This window comes from Paraburkholderia humisilvae (genome assembly GCF_902859855.1).
GTDB classification, from domain to species: Bacteria; Pseudomonadota; Gammaproteobacteria; order Burkholderiales; family Burkholderiaceae; genus Paraburkholderia; species Paraburkholderia humisilvae.
The window spans coordinates 1-13657 of sequence record NZ_CADIKH010000049.1 but is presented as its reverse complement, the minus strand read 5'-3'; the positions used below and the strand labels follow the sequence as shown (position 1 = coordinate 13657).

Below are 13657 nucleotides of genomic sequence, written 5' to 3'. Positions count from 1 at the left end.
GCGTTAGCGATCCACTTCGCCGAACACGATGTCCTGCGTGCCGATGATCGTCACCGCATCGGCGATCATGTGGCCGCGAGCCATTTCGTCGAGCGCGGACAGGTGCGCGTAGCCCGGCGCACGAATCTTCAGGCGATACGGCTTGTTTGCACCATCCGAAATCAGATAGATGCCAAACTCGCCCTTCGGATGCTCCACCGCCGCATACGACTCGCCTTCAGGCACATGGAAGCCTTCGGTAAAGAGCTTGAAGTGGTGGATCAGCTCTTCCATGTTCGACTTCATCCCGACACGCGACGGCGGTGCGACCTTGTGATTGTCGATCATGACCGGGCCGGGATTCTTGCGAAGCCAATCAATACATTGTTTGACGATACGCGTCGACTGGCGCATCTCTTCGACACGCACCAGGTACCGGTCGTAGCAATCGCCATTGACGCCGACCGGAATATCGAAGTCCATCTGGTCGTAAACTTCGTAAGGCTGTTTCTTGCGCAGGTCCCACTCGACGCCCGAACCACGCAGCATCGCACCCGTCAGCCCAAGTTGCAGCGCGCGCTCGGGGCTCACGACGCCGATCCCGACCAGACGCTGTTTCCAGATCCGGTTGTCGGTGAGCAGCGTCTCGTACTCGTCGACACACTTCGGAAACCGGTTGAAAAAGTCCTCGATAAAGTCGAGCAGCGAACCCTGGCGGTTCTCGTTCATCTTCGAGAGCGCCTTCGCATTGCGGATTTTCGACACCTTATATTGCGGCATTGCGTCCGGCAGATCACGATAGACGCCGCCCGGGCGATAGTATGCGGCGTGCATCCGCGCGCCTGACACCGCCTCGTAGACGTCCATCAGGTCTTCACGCTCACGGAACGCATACAGGAACACCGCCATCGCGCCGACGTCGAGCGCGTGCGCGCCGATCCACATCAGGTGGTTCAGCACGCGCGTGACTTCGTCGAACAACACGCGGATGTACTTCGCGCGAATCGGCACATCGATGCCGAGCAATTTTTCGATCGCGAGCACATAGCCGTGTTCGTTCACCATCATCGACACATAGTCGAGACGGTCCATGTACGGCACCGACTGGATAAACGTCTTGCTTTCCGCGAGCTTTTCGGTCGCGCGGTGCAACAGGCCGATGTGCGGATCGGCACGCTGGATCACTTCACCGTCGAGTTCGAGCACGAGGCGCAGCACGCCGTGCGCCGCCGGGTGCTGCGGGCCGAAGTTAAGCGTGTAGTTTTTGATCTCTGCCATGGCGTTCTCTTAATGTTTCAGACCGCCATAGTGATCCTCGCGGATCACGCGCGGCGTGATTTCACGCGGCTCGATCGTCACGGGCTGATAGACGACGCGCTTCTCTTCCGGGTCGTAACGCATTTCGACGTAGCCGGAGACCGGGAAATCCTTGCGGAACGGGTGACCAATGAAGCCATAGTCGGTCAGGATGCGGCGCAGGTCCGGGTGACCCTCGAACACGATGCCGTACAGGTCGAACGCTTCACGTTCGTACCAGTTCGCCGAGTTCCACACGTCGACCACCGATGGCACGATCGGCAACTCGTCATCCGGCGCGAACACGCGCACGCGCACGCGCCAGTTCTGCGAAATCGACAGCAGATGCAGCACCGCCGCAAAACGCGGGCCTTCGTAAGCGCCGTCGCCGTACGTCTGATAGTCGACACCGCACAGATCGATCAGCTGTTCGAACTTAAGTGACGCATCGTCGCGCAGTTGCTTCGCCACGTCGAGGTATTCGTTTGCCTTCACGACGATCGTCAGTTCACCGATCGATTCCGTGATGCTCGACAGACGGCCGCCAAAGGCCGCCTCGAGATTCGCTTTGAGGGTCTCGAGTTTGGTTGCCATATTGTGGGGGGCGTGGGCGTTATTGACGGGCGATAGTGTTGGTGCGGCGGATCTTCGCTTGCAGCTGGATCACGCCGTAGACGAGCGCTTCGGCCGTCGGCGGGCAGCCGGGCACGTAGACGTCGACCGGCACGATACGATCGCAGCCGCGCACCACCGAGTACGAATAGTGGTAGTAACCACCGCCGTTCGCGCACGAGCCCATCGAAATGACCCAACGCGGCTCGGCCATCTGGTCATACACCTTGCGCAGCGCGGGCGCCATCTTGTTGCACAGCGTGCCGGCGACGATCATCACGTCCGACTGACGCGGACTCGGACGAAACACGACGCCGAAACGGTCAAGGTCATAGCGCGCCGCACCCGCATGCATCATCTCGACCGCGCAACACGCGAGACCGAACGTCATCGGCCACAATGAGCCGGTACGCGTCCAGTTGATCAGTTTGTCGGCCGTCGTGGTGACAAACCCTTCCTTCAAGACCCCTTCAATACTCATTTGCTTTCCACTCCAGACGGGCAGCTAGCGGAGGCCGCCCTGCAAACCGGCAATTGGACCCGTCATTCCCAGTCGAGGCCGCCTTTCTTCCAGATATAGGCGAAGCCCAGCAGGAATTCGAGCAGAAAAATCATCATCGAAATGAAACCCGTCCAGCCGATGTCGCGCAGCGCGACGCCCCACGGAAACAGGAACGCGGTTTCAAGATCGAAAATGATGAACAGGATGGCGACCAGGTAGTAGCGCACGTCGAACTTCATGCGCGCATCTTCGAACGCTTCGAAGCCGCATTCGTACGGCGCGTTCTTCTCGCTGTCTGGCCGGCTGGGACCGAGGATCTTGCCGATGCTGACCAGTGCTACGCCTAAACCGGTACCCACGAGGAGGAACAGCAATACGGGGAAATAGGCTGCGAGGTTCAAGACTATCCTCAATCGGTTGGTTCGAATGCCACCAGGTGCCGGGAGCAGACCCCTCCCCCGACGCGAACACTTCGGCCTGCTTGCTGTTGTAAGCGGATGGCAAGCAGCTCACTAGAAGTGAAAATGCCAGCCGAAGCGAAGCAAGCGGCTGGCATTAGGATAACGTCTAGATAACATTGGTGCCGACGGCGAGACTCGAACTCGCACAGCTTGCGCCACTACCCCCTCAAGATAGCGTGTCTACCAATTTCACCACGTCGGCACTGTCTGCAATCCGGGAAATCAACTTATAAAAGCCGCGAATCGCTTCAAGACTTGAATTGTAACTGGTTTAAACAGTTTGTTCAACGCACAAACTCAGGCTAAACGAAAATTTATTTCGGTACATCCTGACCCGGCGCCGACGCAGCAGGCGCGGCCTTCGCAGGACCCGATGCAGTTGCTGGAACGGACGCGGCAACCGCAGCAGTTGCAGGCGCCGATGCAGGCGGCACAACTGGCGCACTCGTCGTTGCCGCAGTACCAAGGACACCTGCGGAAGGCTTGGCGTGGTATGCGCTCATGTAAGTCAGCGCAAGCGTCGTCACAAAGAAGACTGCCGCGAGCACAGCCGTGGTTCGCGACAGGAAGTTCGCCGACCCTGTCGCGCCGAAGAGGCTACCCGACGCACCGCTGCCGAACGCCGCGCCCATGTCCGCGCCCTTGCCGTGCTGTAGCAGCACAAGGCCGATAATGCCTAGCGCCGACAGCAACTGCACGACGATGATCAAAGTTTTCAAATACAGCATCACACTCACCCGAGTCTTTATTTAACGACGCAACGTAAAGTACGCTACGCGCAACAATCGAATTATCGATATCGAACAAGGATCGATCGACGATCGCCCCCTATTCGGTCATACGCTACCTGCGATGCACTTCACGCATCGCACGGTTTACCGCACCGCACTCGCCGCGACAGCCGCCTGGCAGATCGCAAGGAAATCGAGGTGCTTCAGCGACGCGCCGCCTATCAGGCCGCCGTCGATGTCCTGCTGGCGAAACAGCGTTTCCGCGTTGTCCGGTTTCACACTGCCGCCATACAACAACGCTATGCGATTCGCTGCCGCTTCGCTCTTCGCTGCCAGACGCGCGCGCAAAAACGCATGGACCGCTTGCGCCTGTTCAGCGCTCGCGCTCTTGCCGGTGCCGATCGCCCAGACTGGCTCGTATGCGACCACAATGCGTGCGGTGTCATCGGACGACAGCTTCGCGAGCACTTCGTCGATCTGCATGCCGACCACGCGCTCGGTGTCGCCCGCTTCACGCTGCTCGAGCGTTTCGCCGACGCAGACGATAGGCGTCAATCCTGCGCCGAGCGCACGCTGCGTTTTCGTCGCGACGAGCTCGGCACTTTCGAGATGATAGGCGCGCCGCTCGGAGTGACCGACGATCGCATACGATGCACCAAACTCCGCCGCCATGGCGGCCGCCACTTCGCCGGTGAACGCCCCTTGCTCGTGCGCGGAAACGTCCTGCACGCCCCACGCGACGCGGCTGCCGTTCAACAGCGCCTGCGCCTGTGGAAGATACGGGCACGGCACGCAAACACCGACCCCCACGCTTTCCGGCAACCCACCCGCACCCTGCGACACCGCCTGCAACAACACCTTGTTGTCGGCAAGCCGACCGTGCATTTTCCAGTTGCCCACTACCAGCTTTGCTCGTTGCTTCGCCATCGTTTGCCCGTTGCCCTGATGTCATGAATGGTGGACGAATTCCGCTTCGTCGTTCGTCCCGGTTCCTTGAACCTCTCTGACTGCAAGCTACCGCAGCACGCGCAAAACACGCGATTTTACTTTGAGCGGCGCAGACGGGTCAAACACAGGCCAAACAGGCATGGCCCGCCTGGTCCGCATGCACCGGCGTGCTCAAGTAGGCCCAAGCAGGCCCAGTCATGCTCAATCAGACATCCACGTCCCAATTCAGCATGATCTTGCCGACATGCGTGCTGCTCTCCATCAACTCGTGCGCCTGCGCAGCGTCCTCGGCCCGGAATACGCGATGCACGACCGGTTTGATGGTGCCGTCTTCCAGACGCGGCCACACATGCTCCTTGAGTTGCGCAGCGATCTTCGCCTTGAATTCAACCGGGCGTGGACGCAGCGTCGAGCCGGTGATCGTGAGCCGGCGGCGCATCACATCGTTCAGGTTCACCTCCGCCTTCGCGCCGCCGAGAAACGCGATCAGCACGAGACGGCCGCCGTCCGCGAGTGCCTTGAGCTCACGCGGCACATAGCTGCCGGCGACCATGTCGAGAATCACGTCGACGCCGCGATCATTCGTCAGCGACTTCACCACTTCGACGAAATCTTCGGTCTTGTAGTTGATCGCCCGCTCGGCGCCAAGCGCCTCGCATGCGTGGCATTTGTCGTCGGAGCCGGCCGTCGCGAACACGCGAAAACCGAGCGCATGCGCGATCTGGATCGCGGTCACGCCGATCCCGCTCGAGCCGCCCTGCACCAGCAAGGTCTCGTTGGCGCCGCCTTCGCCCTTACCCAACTGCGCCCGGTCGAACACGTTGCTCCAGACCGTGAAAAACGTTTCCGGCAGCGATGCCGCTTCGATATCTGTCAATCCCTTCGGCACCGGCAGACATTGCGCGAGCGGCACCGCGGCAAACTCCGCGTAACCGCCGCCCGCCATCAACGCGCACGCACGATCGCCGATCTTCAGACCGAACGGATTGTGCTTCGCATCGATCGTCCCGCCGACGATTTCACCCGCCACCTCGAGCCCGGGCAAATCCGACGCGCCAGGCGGCGGCGCATACGCGCCCTTGCGCTGAAACACGTCCGGCCGGTTCACGCCGAATGCCGACACCTTGATCAGTACTTCACCCGCTTTCGGTTCCGGCATCGGACGTTCCGCAAGCTTCAACACTTCCGGCGCGCCGAACTCGGTAATTTCGATCGCTTTCATCGCTGTCGCCTCCAAAGGTGGGGATTGCGCTGAAAACCGCGGGTTCGCAATGCAATCCACCCTACATGAAAAACGGCCGGCGCGCATTCACGCTGCCGGCCGTTTGATCGACACGCTATTACTGCTGCGGCGTCGGTTCGGGTTGCGCGGCGGCGCCGTCGTTCAACAGCGCCTTTGCCGACAATCGCACCCGGCCCTTCTCGTCCGTCTGGATGACCTTGACCTTCACCTGCTGGCCTTCCTTCAGGTAGTCGTTGATGTCCTTGATGCGCTCGTTCGCGATCTCGGAGATATGCAGCAGACCGTCCTTGCCCGGCAGGATGTTCACAATCGCGCCGAAGTCGAGCAGCTTGAGCACGGTGCCTTCGTACACCTGGCCCACTTCGACTTCCATCGTGATGTTCTCGATGCGCTTCTTCGCTTCGGCCATGCCTTCGGCGCTCGTGCTCGCGATCGTCACAACACCGTCATCCGAAATATCGATCGTCGTGCCGGTCTCTTCGGTCAGCGCGCGGATCACCGAGCCGCCCTTGCCGATCACGTCGCGGATCTTTTCCGGATTGATCTTGATCGTGATCATGCGAGGCGCGAACTCGGAGAGCTGCGTGTTCGCGCCAGCCACCGCCGAGGTCATCTTGCCGAGGATATGCATGCGGCCTTCCTTCGCCTGCGCGAGCGCGACCTGCATGATCTCCTTCGTGATGCCCTGGATCTTGATGTCCATCTGCAGCGCGGTGACGCCATCGGCCGTGCCGGCCACCTTGAAGTCCATGTCGCCGAGGTGATCCTCGTCGCCGAGGATGTCGGTCAACACCGCGAACTTGTTGCCGTCCAGAATCAGGCCCATCGCGATACCCGCGACGTGCGCCTTCATCGGCACGCCGGCGTCCATCAGCGCGAGGCAGCCGCCGCACACCGACGCCATCGACGACGAACCGTTCGATTCGGTGATTTCCGACACGACGCGAATCGAGTAGCCGAACTCGTCGGCGCTCGGCAGACAGGCGACGAGCGCGCGTTTCGCGAGACGTCCGTGACCGATTTCGCGGCGCTTGGGCGAACCCACGCGACCGGTTTCGCCGGTCGCGAACGGCGGCATGTTGTAGTGAAGCATGAAGCGGTCGCGATACTCGCCTTCGAGCGCGTCGATGATCTGCTCATCGCCCTTCGTGCCCAGCGTCGCGACGACAAGCGCCTGCGTCTCGCCGCGCGTGAAGAGTGCCGAACCGTGCGTGCGCGGCAGCACGCCCGTGCGAATCTCGATTGGGCGCACCGTGCGCGTGTCGCGACCGTCGATGCGCGGCTCGCCGTTCAGGATCTGCGAACGCACGATCTTCGCTTCGATATCGAACAGCACATTGCCGACGGTGGCCTTATCGGCCGCCACGGTGCCCGCTGCGGCGGCTTCTTCTTCGAGCTTCGCCGACGTCGCTGCGTAGACTTCCTTCAGTTTCGTCGAACGGGCCTGCTTGTCGCGCGTTTGATAAGCGGAAAGCAGCTCGTTATAGGCGATCTCGTTGACGCGCGCGATCAGCGCTTCGTTCTTCGGCGCCGGCTGCCAGTCCCATTCCGGCTTGCCGCCTTCGCGCACCAGTTCGTGAATCGCGTCGATCGCGGTTTGCATCTGCTGGTGGCCGAACACGACCGCGCCGAGCATCACGTCTTCCGGCAACTGGTCGGCTTCCGATTCGACCATCAGCACCGCACGCTCGGTGCCGGCGACCACCAGATCCAGACGCGAATCCTTGATCTGCGCGCGCGTCGGGTTCAGCACGTATTCGTTGTTGACGTACGCGACGCGCGCGGCGCCGACCGGGCCGTTGAACGGCAGACCCGACACCGCCAGGGCCGCCGACGCGCCGATCAGCGCCGGAATATCGGCCGGCACTTCAGGGTTGATCGACATCACGTGCACGACGACCTGCACTTCGTTGTAGAAGCCTTCCGGGAACAGCGGACGCAGCGGACGGTCGATCAGGCGCGAGATCAGCGTTTCGCCTTCCGACGGGCGGCCTTCGCGGCGGAAGAAACCGCCCGGGATCTTGCCGGCGGAGTACGTTTTCTCGATGTAGTCGACGGTCAGCGGAAAAAAATCCTGACCCGGCTTCGCGGTCTTCGCGCCGACGACGGTCGCGAGCACCACCGTGTCTTCGACGTCGACGAGCACCGCACCGCCTGCCTGACGGGCAATTTCACCCGTTTCGAGGCGAACCGTATGCTGCCCCCACTTAAATTCTTTGACGATCTTGTTAAACATAGACATTTGTCCTCCATTGATCTTTTCGTCATGCCGTCAGCGCCAATGCGCGACGGCCACATCTGAACCGCGCCGCAGGGGAAGAGGAGTGTTATGCCATTCCAGAGAGTCGCGCGCCGGATGCGCGAACCGCTGGAATGACACAGCGCTCTTCCCTGAAGCCCGGTTGTTTTTTGCTGCTGCCTGCTACTGCGAGCGACACCGGCGTGTGCCGCTTTGCCCGCCGGTTGACCGGTTGTTGTTATCGCCGACTTTTGCCGCCACTTCGGCTACCGCGTTTGCCGACGCTTTTGACGCCGCTTTTTCCATGCTTGACGGCTGCATTCGAACTGGCCCCGATGCTACCGCGTTACGCGACGTTATCGAAAGTTGCCCGACGTTAGAGCGCGCAACAACAGGCGACCACTCGCCGCGCGCCGTTCAAAAACAAAATGCCTGCATCAGCGGAACTGACACAGGCACTTTGCTGAAAAAACGACCCGCTTACTTACGCAGACCCAGCTTTTCGATCAGCGAGCGATAACGATCGGCGTCCTTGCCCTTCAGGTAGTCGAGCAGCTTGCGACGGCGGCTCACCATGCGCAGCAAACCGCGGCGGCTGTGATGGTCTTTCGTGTGGGCCTTGAAGTGAGCGGTCAGCTCATTGATGCGCGACGTGAGCAACGCGACCTGCACTTCGGGGGAGCCGGTGTCGTTAGCGCCACGAGCGAATTGCGCGACGACGTCGGATTTCTTGATTTCAGCAACAGTCATTTGATTTCCTTTGATTCAACAGGCGGTCACGGAAGAAAGGCCGTGCCGTGGGTTACAGCAAAAGCACTAGATTGCAACGAGGCGCGTATTGTAGCACAGCCCGAAAGCCCGGAGAATGCCGGCCTTTCGGACAGGATTGTGCCGCTCTCGCGTTGCCGGTTACCCGATCTGGCTGTGAAATCCAGCCTGGAGCCAGGCTCCGAACCCCGCTGTGCGGCCCGCGTCTCACCGGCGACGCGCCCGGCACGCGATTGAATCGCTATGCGGTTTGAAAATCTTTTGCCGCACAGCGTGTCAAAATAAAGCATCTCCACGATAGAAATAACCGTGAAAACGCATTTGGAGAAGTTCATGTTCAATCGCCTTTCAACCGCGTGCACGGCGCAAGCGCTGCGCACGCGCATGCGCCGCGCGCTGGTGGCGTGCGCCGGCGCGCTCGCGCTCGCCGGCTGCGCGCAGCCGTGGCAAGGCTATCAAACAGGCGCGGACCAGTCGACGGTGATCGCCCGCCTCGGGCCGCCGCGCGAAGTCTACGATCTGCCCAACGGCGGCAAGCGGCTAATGTGGCCGACGCAGCCGATGGGCGAATACACGACCGCCGCCGACATCGACGCAAACGGAAAGATTGTGAGCGTGCGCCAGGTGCTGCAGCCCAATGAGTTCTACCGCGCGGAAATCGGCAAGTGGACCCGCAGCGATGTGCTCGTCAACTTCGGCCGGCCGGAGGAAACGTCCTATTTCCCGCTGATGAAGCGCGAAGTATGGACCTATCGGTACTACGAGGACAACGTCTGGTACATGCTGTACAGCTTCTACTTCGACGACCAGGGCATCCTGCGGCTCACGCAGAAGACACCGGATCCGCTGCACGACCCGGATCGTCGCAGCTTCTTCTGAGCGGTTACATGAAAAACCCCGTGCCGGCCCACAACGGGCCGCACGGGGTTTTGTTTCAGCGTTTTGTGTGTATCGCTCGCGCGCTCACGAGCGCTGCGGATTCAGCTTGTCCACGCCCGTATACAACCGGTTCAGCGCCGCGATATACGCCTTCGCCGACGCCGCGACGATGTCCGGATCGGTGCCGACACCGTTCACCACACGCCCCGCCTTCGACAGCCGCACCGTCACCTCGCCTTGCGCCTGCGTGCCGGTCGTAATCGCGTTCACCGAATACAGCAGGAACTCCGCTCCGCTGCCGACTTCGCTTTCGATCGCATTCAGCGTCGCGTCGACCGGGCCATTGCCGCGCGCTTCGGCGGTCACTTCCTTGCCCTCGACCGAGAACACAATCCGCGCATGCGGCTGCTCACCCGTCTCCGAGTGCTGCGCAAGCGACACGAATTTGTAATGCTCCCGCTCCTGCGCTTCAGCGGATTCCTCAGTGACGATCGCAATGATGTCTTCGTCGAAAATCTCGGCCTTGCGGTCCGCGAGCTCCTTGAAGCGCGTGAATGCGGCATTCAGTTCCGCTTCACTGTCGAGCGCGATGCCCAGTTCCTGCAGACGCTGCTTGAATGCGTTGCGTCCCGACAGCTTGCCGAGCACGATCTTGTTCGCGGCCCAGCCCACGTCTTCCGCGCGCATGATTTCATAGGTGTCGCGCGCCTTCAGCACGCCATCCTGGTGAATGCCGGACGCGTGCGCAAACGCGTTTGCGCCGACCACCGCCTTGTTCGGCTGCACGACAAAACCCGTAATTTGCGATACGAGTTTCGATGTCGGCACGATCTGCGTCGTATCGAGACCGACGTCGAGGCCAAAATAGTCTCTGCGGGTCTTCACCGCCATCACGATCTCTTCGAGCGACGTATTGCCCGCCCGCTCGCCGAGCCCGTTAATCGTGCATTCGACCTGACGCGCGCCGCCGATCTGCACGCCGGCCAGCGAATTGGCCACCGCCATCCCGAGGTCGTTGTGGCAGTGCACGGAAAACACCGCCTTGTCCGAGTTCGGAATGCGCTCGCGCAGCGTTTTCACGAGGCTGCCGTAGAGCTCCGGCACGCCGTAGCCGACCGTGTCGGCGATATTGATTGTGGTCGCGCCTTCGGCAATCACCGCTTCGAGCACGCGGCACAGAAAATCCATGTCCGAACGGCTGCCGTCTTCCGGCGAGAACTCGACATCGTTCGTGAACTTGCGCGCAAAACGCACCGCGAGCTTCGCCTGCTCGAACACCTGGTCGGGCGTCATGCGCAGCTTCTTCTCCATGTGCAGCGGAGACGTCGCGATAAAGGTGTGGATCCGGAAGTGGTCGGCGGGCTTCAGCGCATCGGCGGCGCGCTGGATGTCCTTGTCGTTCGCGCGGGCGAGCGAGCAGACCGTGCTGTCCTTGATCGTCGACGCGATTGTATGGATCGCATCGAAATCGCCGTTCGAGCTGGCTGCAAAACCGGCTTCGATCACGTCCACCTTCATCCGCTCGAGTTGCTTCGCGATACGGATTTTCTCTTCTTTCGTCATCGACGCACCGGGCGACTGCTCGCCGTCGCGCAATGTCGTGTCGAAAATGATCAGCTTGTCTGCCATCTCAGGTCTCCTGGGGATCGGTCAATTCAAATCGAGAGAGGAATACGGGTGTTTGCGCCACCGACTGGCGACGCTAACAACGTACGAGGCAGACGGAGGGCGAAAACGGTCAGCGCGACAGGCGCGCCGAAGCTAGCGAGCGTAGTAGCGCGCCGGCTTGCAGAGTCAGGAAGGGGAACTTGGAAAGTGCCATGCCAGCGACTATAGCGATATTCAACGATTCGTGCAATTCACGATAACCAATCTCGAAGCGGCGCCAAACCCCGCTCGTCGCCCCCGACGCGCTATCCGCCATGTCCGGCAACGGCGCGCAGACCGTGCAGAAGGCGGTGCGCCGGCAAGCGCGATAGTCCGAAACAAAAACGGCGATTAAAAACGAATAACGGCAACGAATAACGGCAACGAATAACTGCAACGAATAACTGCAACGAATAACGGCTGCTCGTGGAAAGGGTTCGGGAAACACGGGCAAATCCACGGTCAGCCGTGCAATATGACTGGCGTGTGACGCGTGGCGTCCGACGAGCCAGTACGACGCTACGGTCCATCTTCCCGGCAGCTAGCGCTCACGGCTGCCGCTGCGACGAGCGTGCCGGATTGCTCCGGCCACGCAGCGCCCGATACGCCCAGAACACGTAACCGGACAACCCATAGAGCACGAACAGGCCGAACAGCATCAGCGGCGGATCGGACGACACCAGCACGAATAGCATGACGATGAGCAGGGTCGCCGCGAACGGCACACGGTGCCGGATATCGAGCGCCTTGCCGCTATAAAACGGCGCGTTCGACACCATCGTTACGCCCGCGTAGACGGTCAGCGCGAACGCGACCCACGGCAGCCAGCCGAGCTTGAGCGGCACGCGGTTGTCGGTCGCGAGCCACACGAAGCCCGCGATCAGCGCCGCCGCGGCCGGGCTGGGCATCCCCTGGAAAAAACGCTTGTCGACCACGCCGATATTCGTGTTGAAGCGCGCCAGACGCAACGCCGCCCCCGAACAGTAGACAAACGCCGCGAGCCAGCCCCAGCGGCCGAGGTCTTTCAGCACCCATTCGTACATGACGAGCGCCGGTGCGACACCGAACGACACCATGTCCGACAGGCTATCGAACTGCTCACCGAATGCGCTTTGCGTATGCGTGATGCGCGCCACGCGCCCGTCCATCCCGTCGAGCACCATCGCGACGAAGATCGCGATGGCCGCGACTTCGAAGCGCACGTTCATCGCCTGCACGACTGCGAAAAAACCGCAAAAGAGCGCGGCGGTGGTGAATGCGTTCGGCAGCAGATAGATGCCGCGCTTGCGCAGGAATTGCTGACGCGCGGCGCGCCGGCTGTCGATGACAACCGGCCCCGGGTCTGCCGTCGGCTTGTTGCGGCGAAACGGTCGGATCGGTCGCGCTTGCGGCGCGGCGCTGGTGCGGGGTCGACGCGGTTTAAGGGCCATCGGAGTCTCCGTGCGCCGCGTTACAGGTCGGCCAGAATGGTCGACGAGGCGGCGACCTTCTCCCCGATCGATACGCGCGGACGGCTGCCCATCGGCAGATACACATCCACCCGCGAACCGAAGCGGATAAAGCCGTAGCGCTGACCACGCGTGAGCGGCTCGCCGGCACGCACGTAGCACAGAATACGCCGCGCAATCAGCCCGGCGATCTGCACCGACGTCACGGTCGCGCCGCTCGCCGTTTCGATCACGATCGCATTGCGCTCGTTTTCGAGCGACGCCTTGTCCACGGCTGCGTTCAGATAAGAGCCGGGGAAATATTCGACCTTCGAGATCGCGCCGTCGACCGGCGAGCGTTGCGAATGGACATTGAACACGTTCATGAACACGCTGATTTTCAGCGCTTCGCGCTTCGCGTAAGGATCATGCGCGGTTTCGACGGCGACGATGCGTCCGTCAGCGGGACACAGCACCGCATTGGGCTGTGTCGGAATCGGCCTTGCCGGATCGCGGAAGAATTGAACAACGAAAATGACCAGCAGCCAGAACAGCCACGCAATGCCGAACCCCAGAATGGCATGGACCAACAGCGCCACGACGGCGGCAATTGCGATAAACGGCCAGCCTTCGCGCGCGATGATCGGGTGAGGGTAACTCATGGATGGCTTCAGTGTTTTTGTAAAACCGTAGGATAGCAAAAGCCGTCCAGGGTTCAGCACGCCTGGACGGCTTCGTGCGACGGTGCGGCGCAGCCCTGCGCCGCACCGTCGTCATGCGGGCGAAAGCCCGCGCTGCGCAACTGCGGCCAGCTTAGTTCTTCGACTGGTCGACGAGCTTGTTCTTTGCGATCCACGGCATCATCGCGCGCAGCTTCGTGCCAACCTGTTCAATCTGATGCTCAGCCGTGAGACGGCGGCGCGAC

15 protein-coding genes, 1 tRNA gene and 1 pseudogene are annotated in these 13657 nt (G+C 61.3%); 1 reads left to right on the top strand and 16 read right to left on the bottom strand.

The features are described 5' to 3' along the window. Positions 1 to 3 precede the first annotated feature (3 nt). The 11 genes from HV796_RS32035 to HV796_RS31985 form a co-directional block, all read right to left on the bottom strand. A complete protein-coding gene (locus tag HV796_RS32035) occupies positions 4 to 1257 on the bottom strand; it encodes an NADH-quinone oxidoreductase subunit D (protein ID WP_175231912.1) in 1254 nt (417 codons plus the stop codon). 9 nt (positions 1258 to 1266) lie between these two features. Then, a complete protein-coding gene (locus HV796_RS32030) occupies positions 1267 to 1869 on the bottom strand; it encodes an NADH-quinone oxidoreductase subunit C (protein ID WP_175231911.1) in 603 nt (200 codons plus the stop codon). Between the two features lie 19 nt (positions 1870 to 1888). Next, entirely contained in the window at positions 1889 to 2368 is a 480-nt protein-coding gene (locus HV796_RS32025) for a NuoB/complex I 20 kDa subunit family protein (RefSeq protein ID WP_006052903.1), read from the bottom strand. A 62-nt stretch (positions 2369 to 2430) separates the two neighbouring features. Further along, positions 2431 to 2790 (bottom strand): NADH-quinone oxidoreductase subunit A, encoded by a 360-nt coding sequence (locus HV796_RS32020; RefSeq protein ID WP_175231910.1) that lies wholly within the window; start codon positions 2788 to 2790, stop codon positions 2431 to 2433. Between the two features lie 177 nt (positions 2791 to 2967). Next, positions 2968 to 3052 (bottom strand) — tRNA-Leu (locus tag HV796_RS32015). 112 nt (positions 3053 to 3164) lie between these two features. Next, entirely contained in the window at positions 3165 to 3578 is a 414-nt protein-coding gene (gene secG, locus HV796_RS32010) for a preprotein translocase subunit SecG (protein ID WP_175231909.1), read from the bottom strand. 147 nt (positions 3579 to 3725) lie between these two features. Further along, entirely contained in the window at positions 3726 to 4508 is a 783-nt protein-coding gene (tpiA, locus tag HV796_RS32005; protein ID WP_175231908.1) for a triose-phosphate isomerase, read from the bottom strand. Between the two features lie 226 nt (positions 4509 to 4734). After that, positions 4735 to 5751, bottom strand: coding sequence for an NAD(P)H-quinone oxidoreductase (locus HV796_RS32000; protein WP_175231907.1), 1017 nt, complete (start codon positions 5749 to 5751; stop codon positions 4735 to 4737). 118 nt (positions 5752 to 5869) lie between these two features. Then, positions 5870 to 8014, bottom strand: coding sequence for a polyribonucleotide nucleotidyltransferase (gene pnp / locus HV796_RS31995; RefSeq protein WP_175231906.1), 2145 nt, complete (start codon positions 8012 to 8014; stop codon positions 5870 to 5872). A 477-nt stretch (positions 8015 to 8491) separates the two neighbouring features. After that, positions 8492 to 8761: a 30S ribosomal protein S15 gene (gene rpsO / locus HV796_RS31990; RefSeq protein WP_075157608.1), complete on the bottom strand. Its 270-nt coding sequence runs from the start codon at positions 8759 to 8761 to the stop codon at positions 8492 to 8494. Between the two features lie 26 nt (positions 8762 to 8787). Further along, positions 8788 to 9114 carry a hypothetical protein gene (locus tag HV796_RS31985; protein ID WP_175231904.1) on the bottom strand — a complete coding sequence of 109 codons (327 nt, stop codon included), beginning with the start codon at positions 9112 to 9114 and terminating at the stop codon, positions 8788 to 8790. Between HV796_RS31985 and HV796_RS31980 the strand changes: the two genes are divergently transcribed. Continuing rightward, positions 9113 to 9658, top strand: a complete 546-nt coding sequence (locus HV796_RS31980) for a hypothetical protein (RefSeq protein ID WP_377694758.1) — start codon at positions 9113 to 9115, stop codon at positions 9656 to 9658. The genes HV796_RS31985 and HV796_RS31980 overlap by 2 nt on opposite strands. 84 nt (positions 9659 to 9742) lie before the next feature. Here the strand turns inward: HV796_RS31980 and HV796_RS31975 are convergent, their stop codons facing one another. From HV796_RS31975 to HV796_RS31955, 5 genes and pseudogenes are all read right to left on the bottom strand, one after another. Further along, complete coding sequence (locus HV796_RS31975; RefSeq protein WP_175231902.1) at positions 9743 to 11287, bottom strand: 2-isopropylmalate synthase; 1545 nt, start codon at positions 11285 to 11287, stop codon at positions 9743 to 9745. A gap of 109 nt (positions 11288 to 11396) precedes the next feature. Next, positions 11397 to 11753, bottom strand: coding sequence for a hypothetical protein (locus HV796_RS31970; protein ID WP_175231900.1), 357 nt, complete (start codon positions 11751 to 11753; stop codon positions 11397 to 11399). A 100-nt stretch (positions 11754 to 11853) separates the two neighbouring features. Beyond that, positions 11854 to 12735: a CDP-diacylglycerol--serine O-phosphatidyltransferase gene (pssA, locus tag HV796_RS31965; RefSeq protein WP_175231898.1), complete on the bottom strand. Its 882-nt coding sequence runs from the start codon at positions 12733 to 12735 to the stop codon at positions 11854 to 11856. Between the two features lie 20 nt (positions 12736 to 12755). Continuing rightward, positions 12756 to 13394: a phosphatidylserine decarboxylase gene (locus tag HV796_RS31960; RefSeq protein WP_175231895.1), complete on the bottom strand. Its 639-nt coding sequence runs from the start codon at positions 13392 to 13394 to the stop codon at positions 12756 to 12758. Positions 13395 to 13545: 151 nt separating this feature from the next. Continuing rightward, positions 13546 to 13657 (bottom strand): annotated as a pseudogene (locus HV796_RS31955) (ketol-acid reductoisomerase); the annotation flags it as partial.

Bases quoted from the DNA above. Each gene is read 5' to 3' on its own strand.
- HV796_RS32035 (WP_175231912.1), bottom strand. From the start codon at position 1,257: ATGGCAGAGATCAAAAACTACACGCTTAACTTCGGCCCGCAGCACCCG.
- HV796_RS32030 (WP_175231911.1), bottom strand. From the start codon at position 1,869: ATGGCAACCAAACTCGAGACCCTCAAAGCGAATCTCGAGGCGGCCTTT.
- HV796_RS32025 (WP_006052903.1), bottom strand. From the start codon at position 2,368: ATGAGTATTGAAGGGGTCTTGAAGGAAGGGTTTGTCACCACGACGGCC.
- secG (WP_175231909.1), bottom strand. From the start codon at position 3,578: ATGCTGTATTTGAAAACTTTGATCATCGTCGTGCAGTTGCTGTCGGCG.
- tpiA (WP_175231908.1), bottom strand. From the start codon at position 4,508: ATGGCGAAGCAACGAGCAAAGCTGGTAGTGGGCAACTGGAAAATGCAC.
- HV796_RS32000 (WP_175231907.1), bottom strand. From the start codon at position 5,751: ATGAAAGCGATCGAAATTACCGAGTTCGGCGCGCCGGAAGTGTTGAAG.
- pnp (WP_175231906.1), bottom strand. From the start codon at position 8,014: ATGTCTATGTTTAACAAGATCGTCAAAGAATTTAAGTGGGGGCAGCAT.
- rpsO (WP_075157608.1), bottom strand. From the start codon at position 8,761: ATGACTGTTGCTGAAATCAAGAAATCCGACGTCGTCGCGCAATTCGCT.
- HV796_RS31980 (WP_377694758.1), top strand. From the start codon at position 9,113: ATGTTCAATCGCCTTTCAACCGCGTGCACGGCGCAAGCGCTGCGCACG.
- HV796_RS31985 (WP_175231904.1), bottom strand. From the start codon at position 9,114: ATGAACTTCTCCAAATGCGTTTTCACGGTTATTTCTATCGTGGAGATG.
- HV796_RS31975 (WP_175231902.1), bottom strand. From the start codon at position 11,287: ATGGCAGACAAGCTGATCATTTTCGACACGACATTGCGCGACGGCGAG.
- pssA (WP_175231898.1), bottom strand. From the start codon at position 12,735: ATGGCCCTTAAACCGCGTCGACCCCGCACCAGCGCCGCGCCGCAAGCG.
- HV796_RS31960 (WP_175231895.1), bottom strand. From the start codon at position 13,394: ATGAGTTACCCTCACCCGATCATCGCGCGCGAAGGCTGGCCGTTTATC.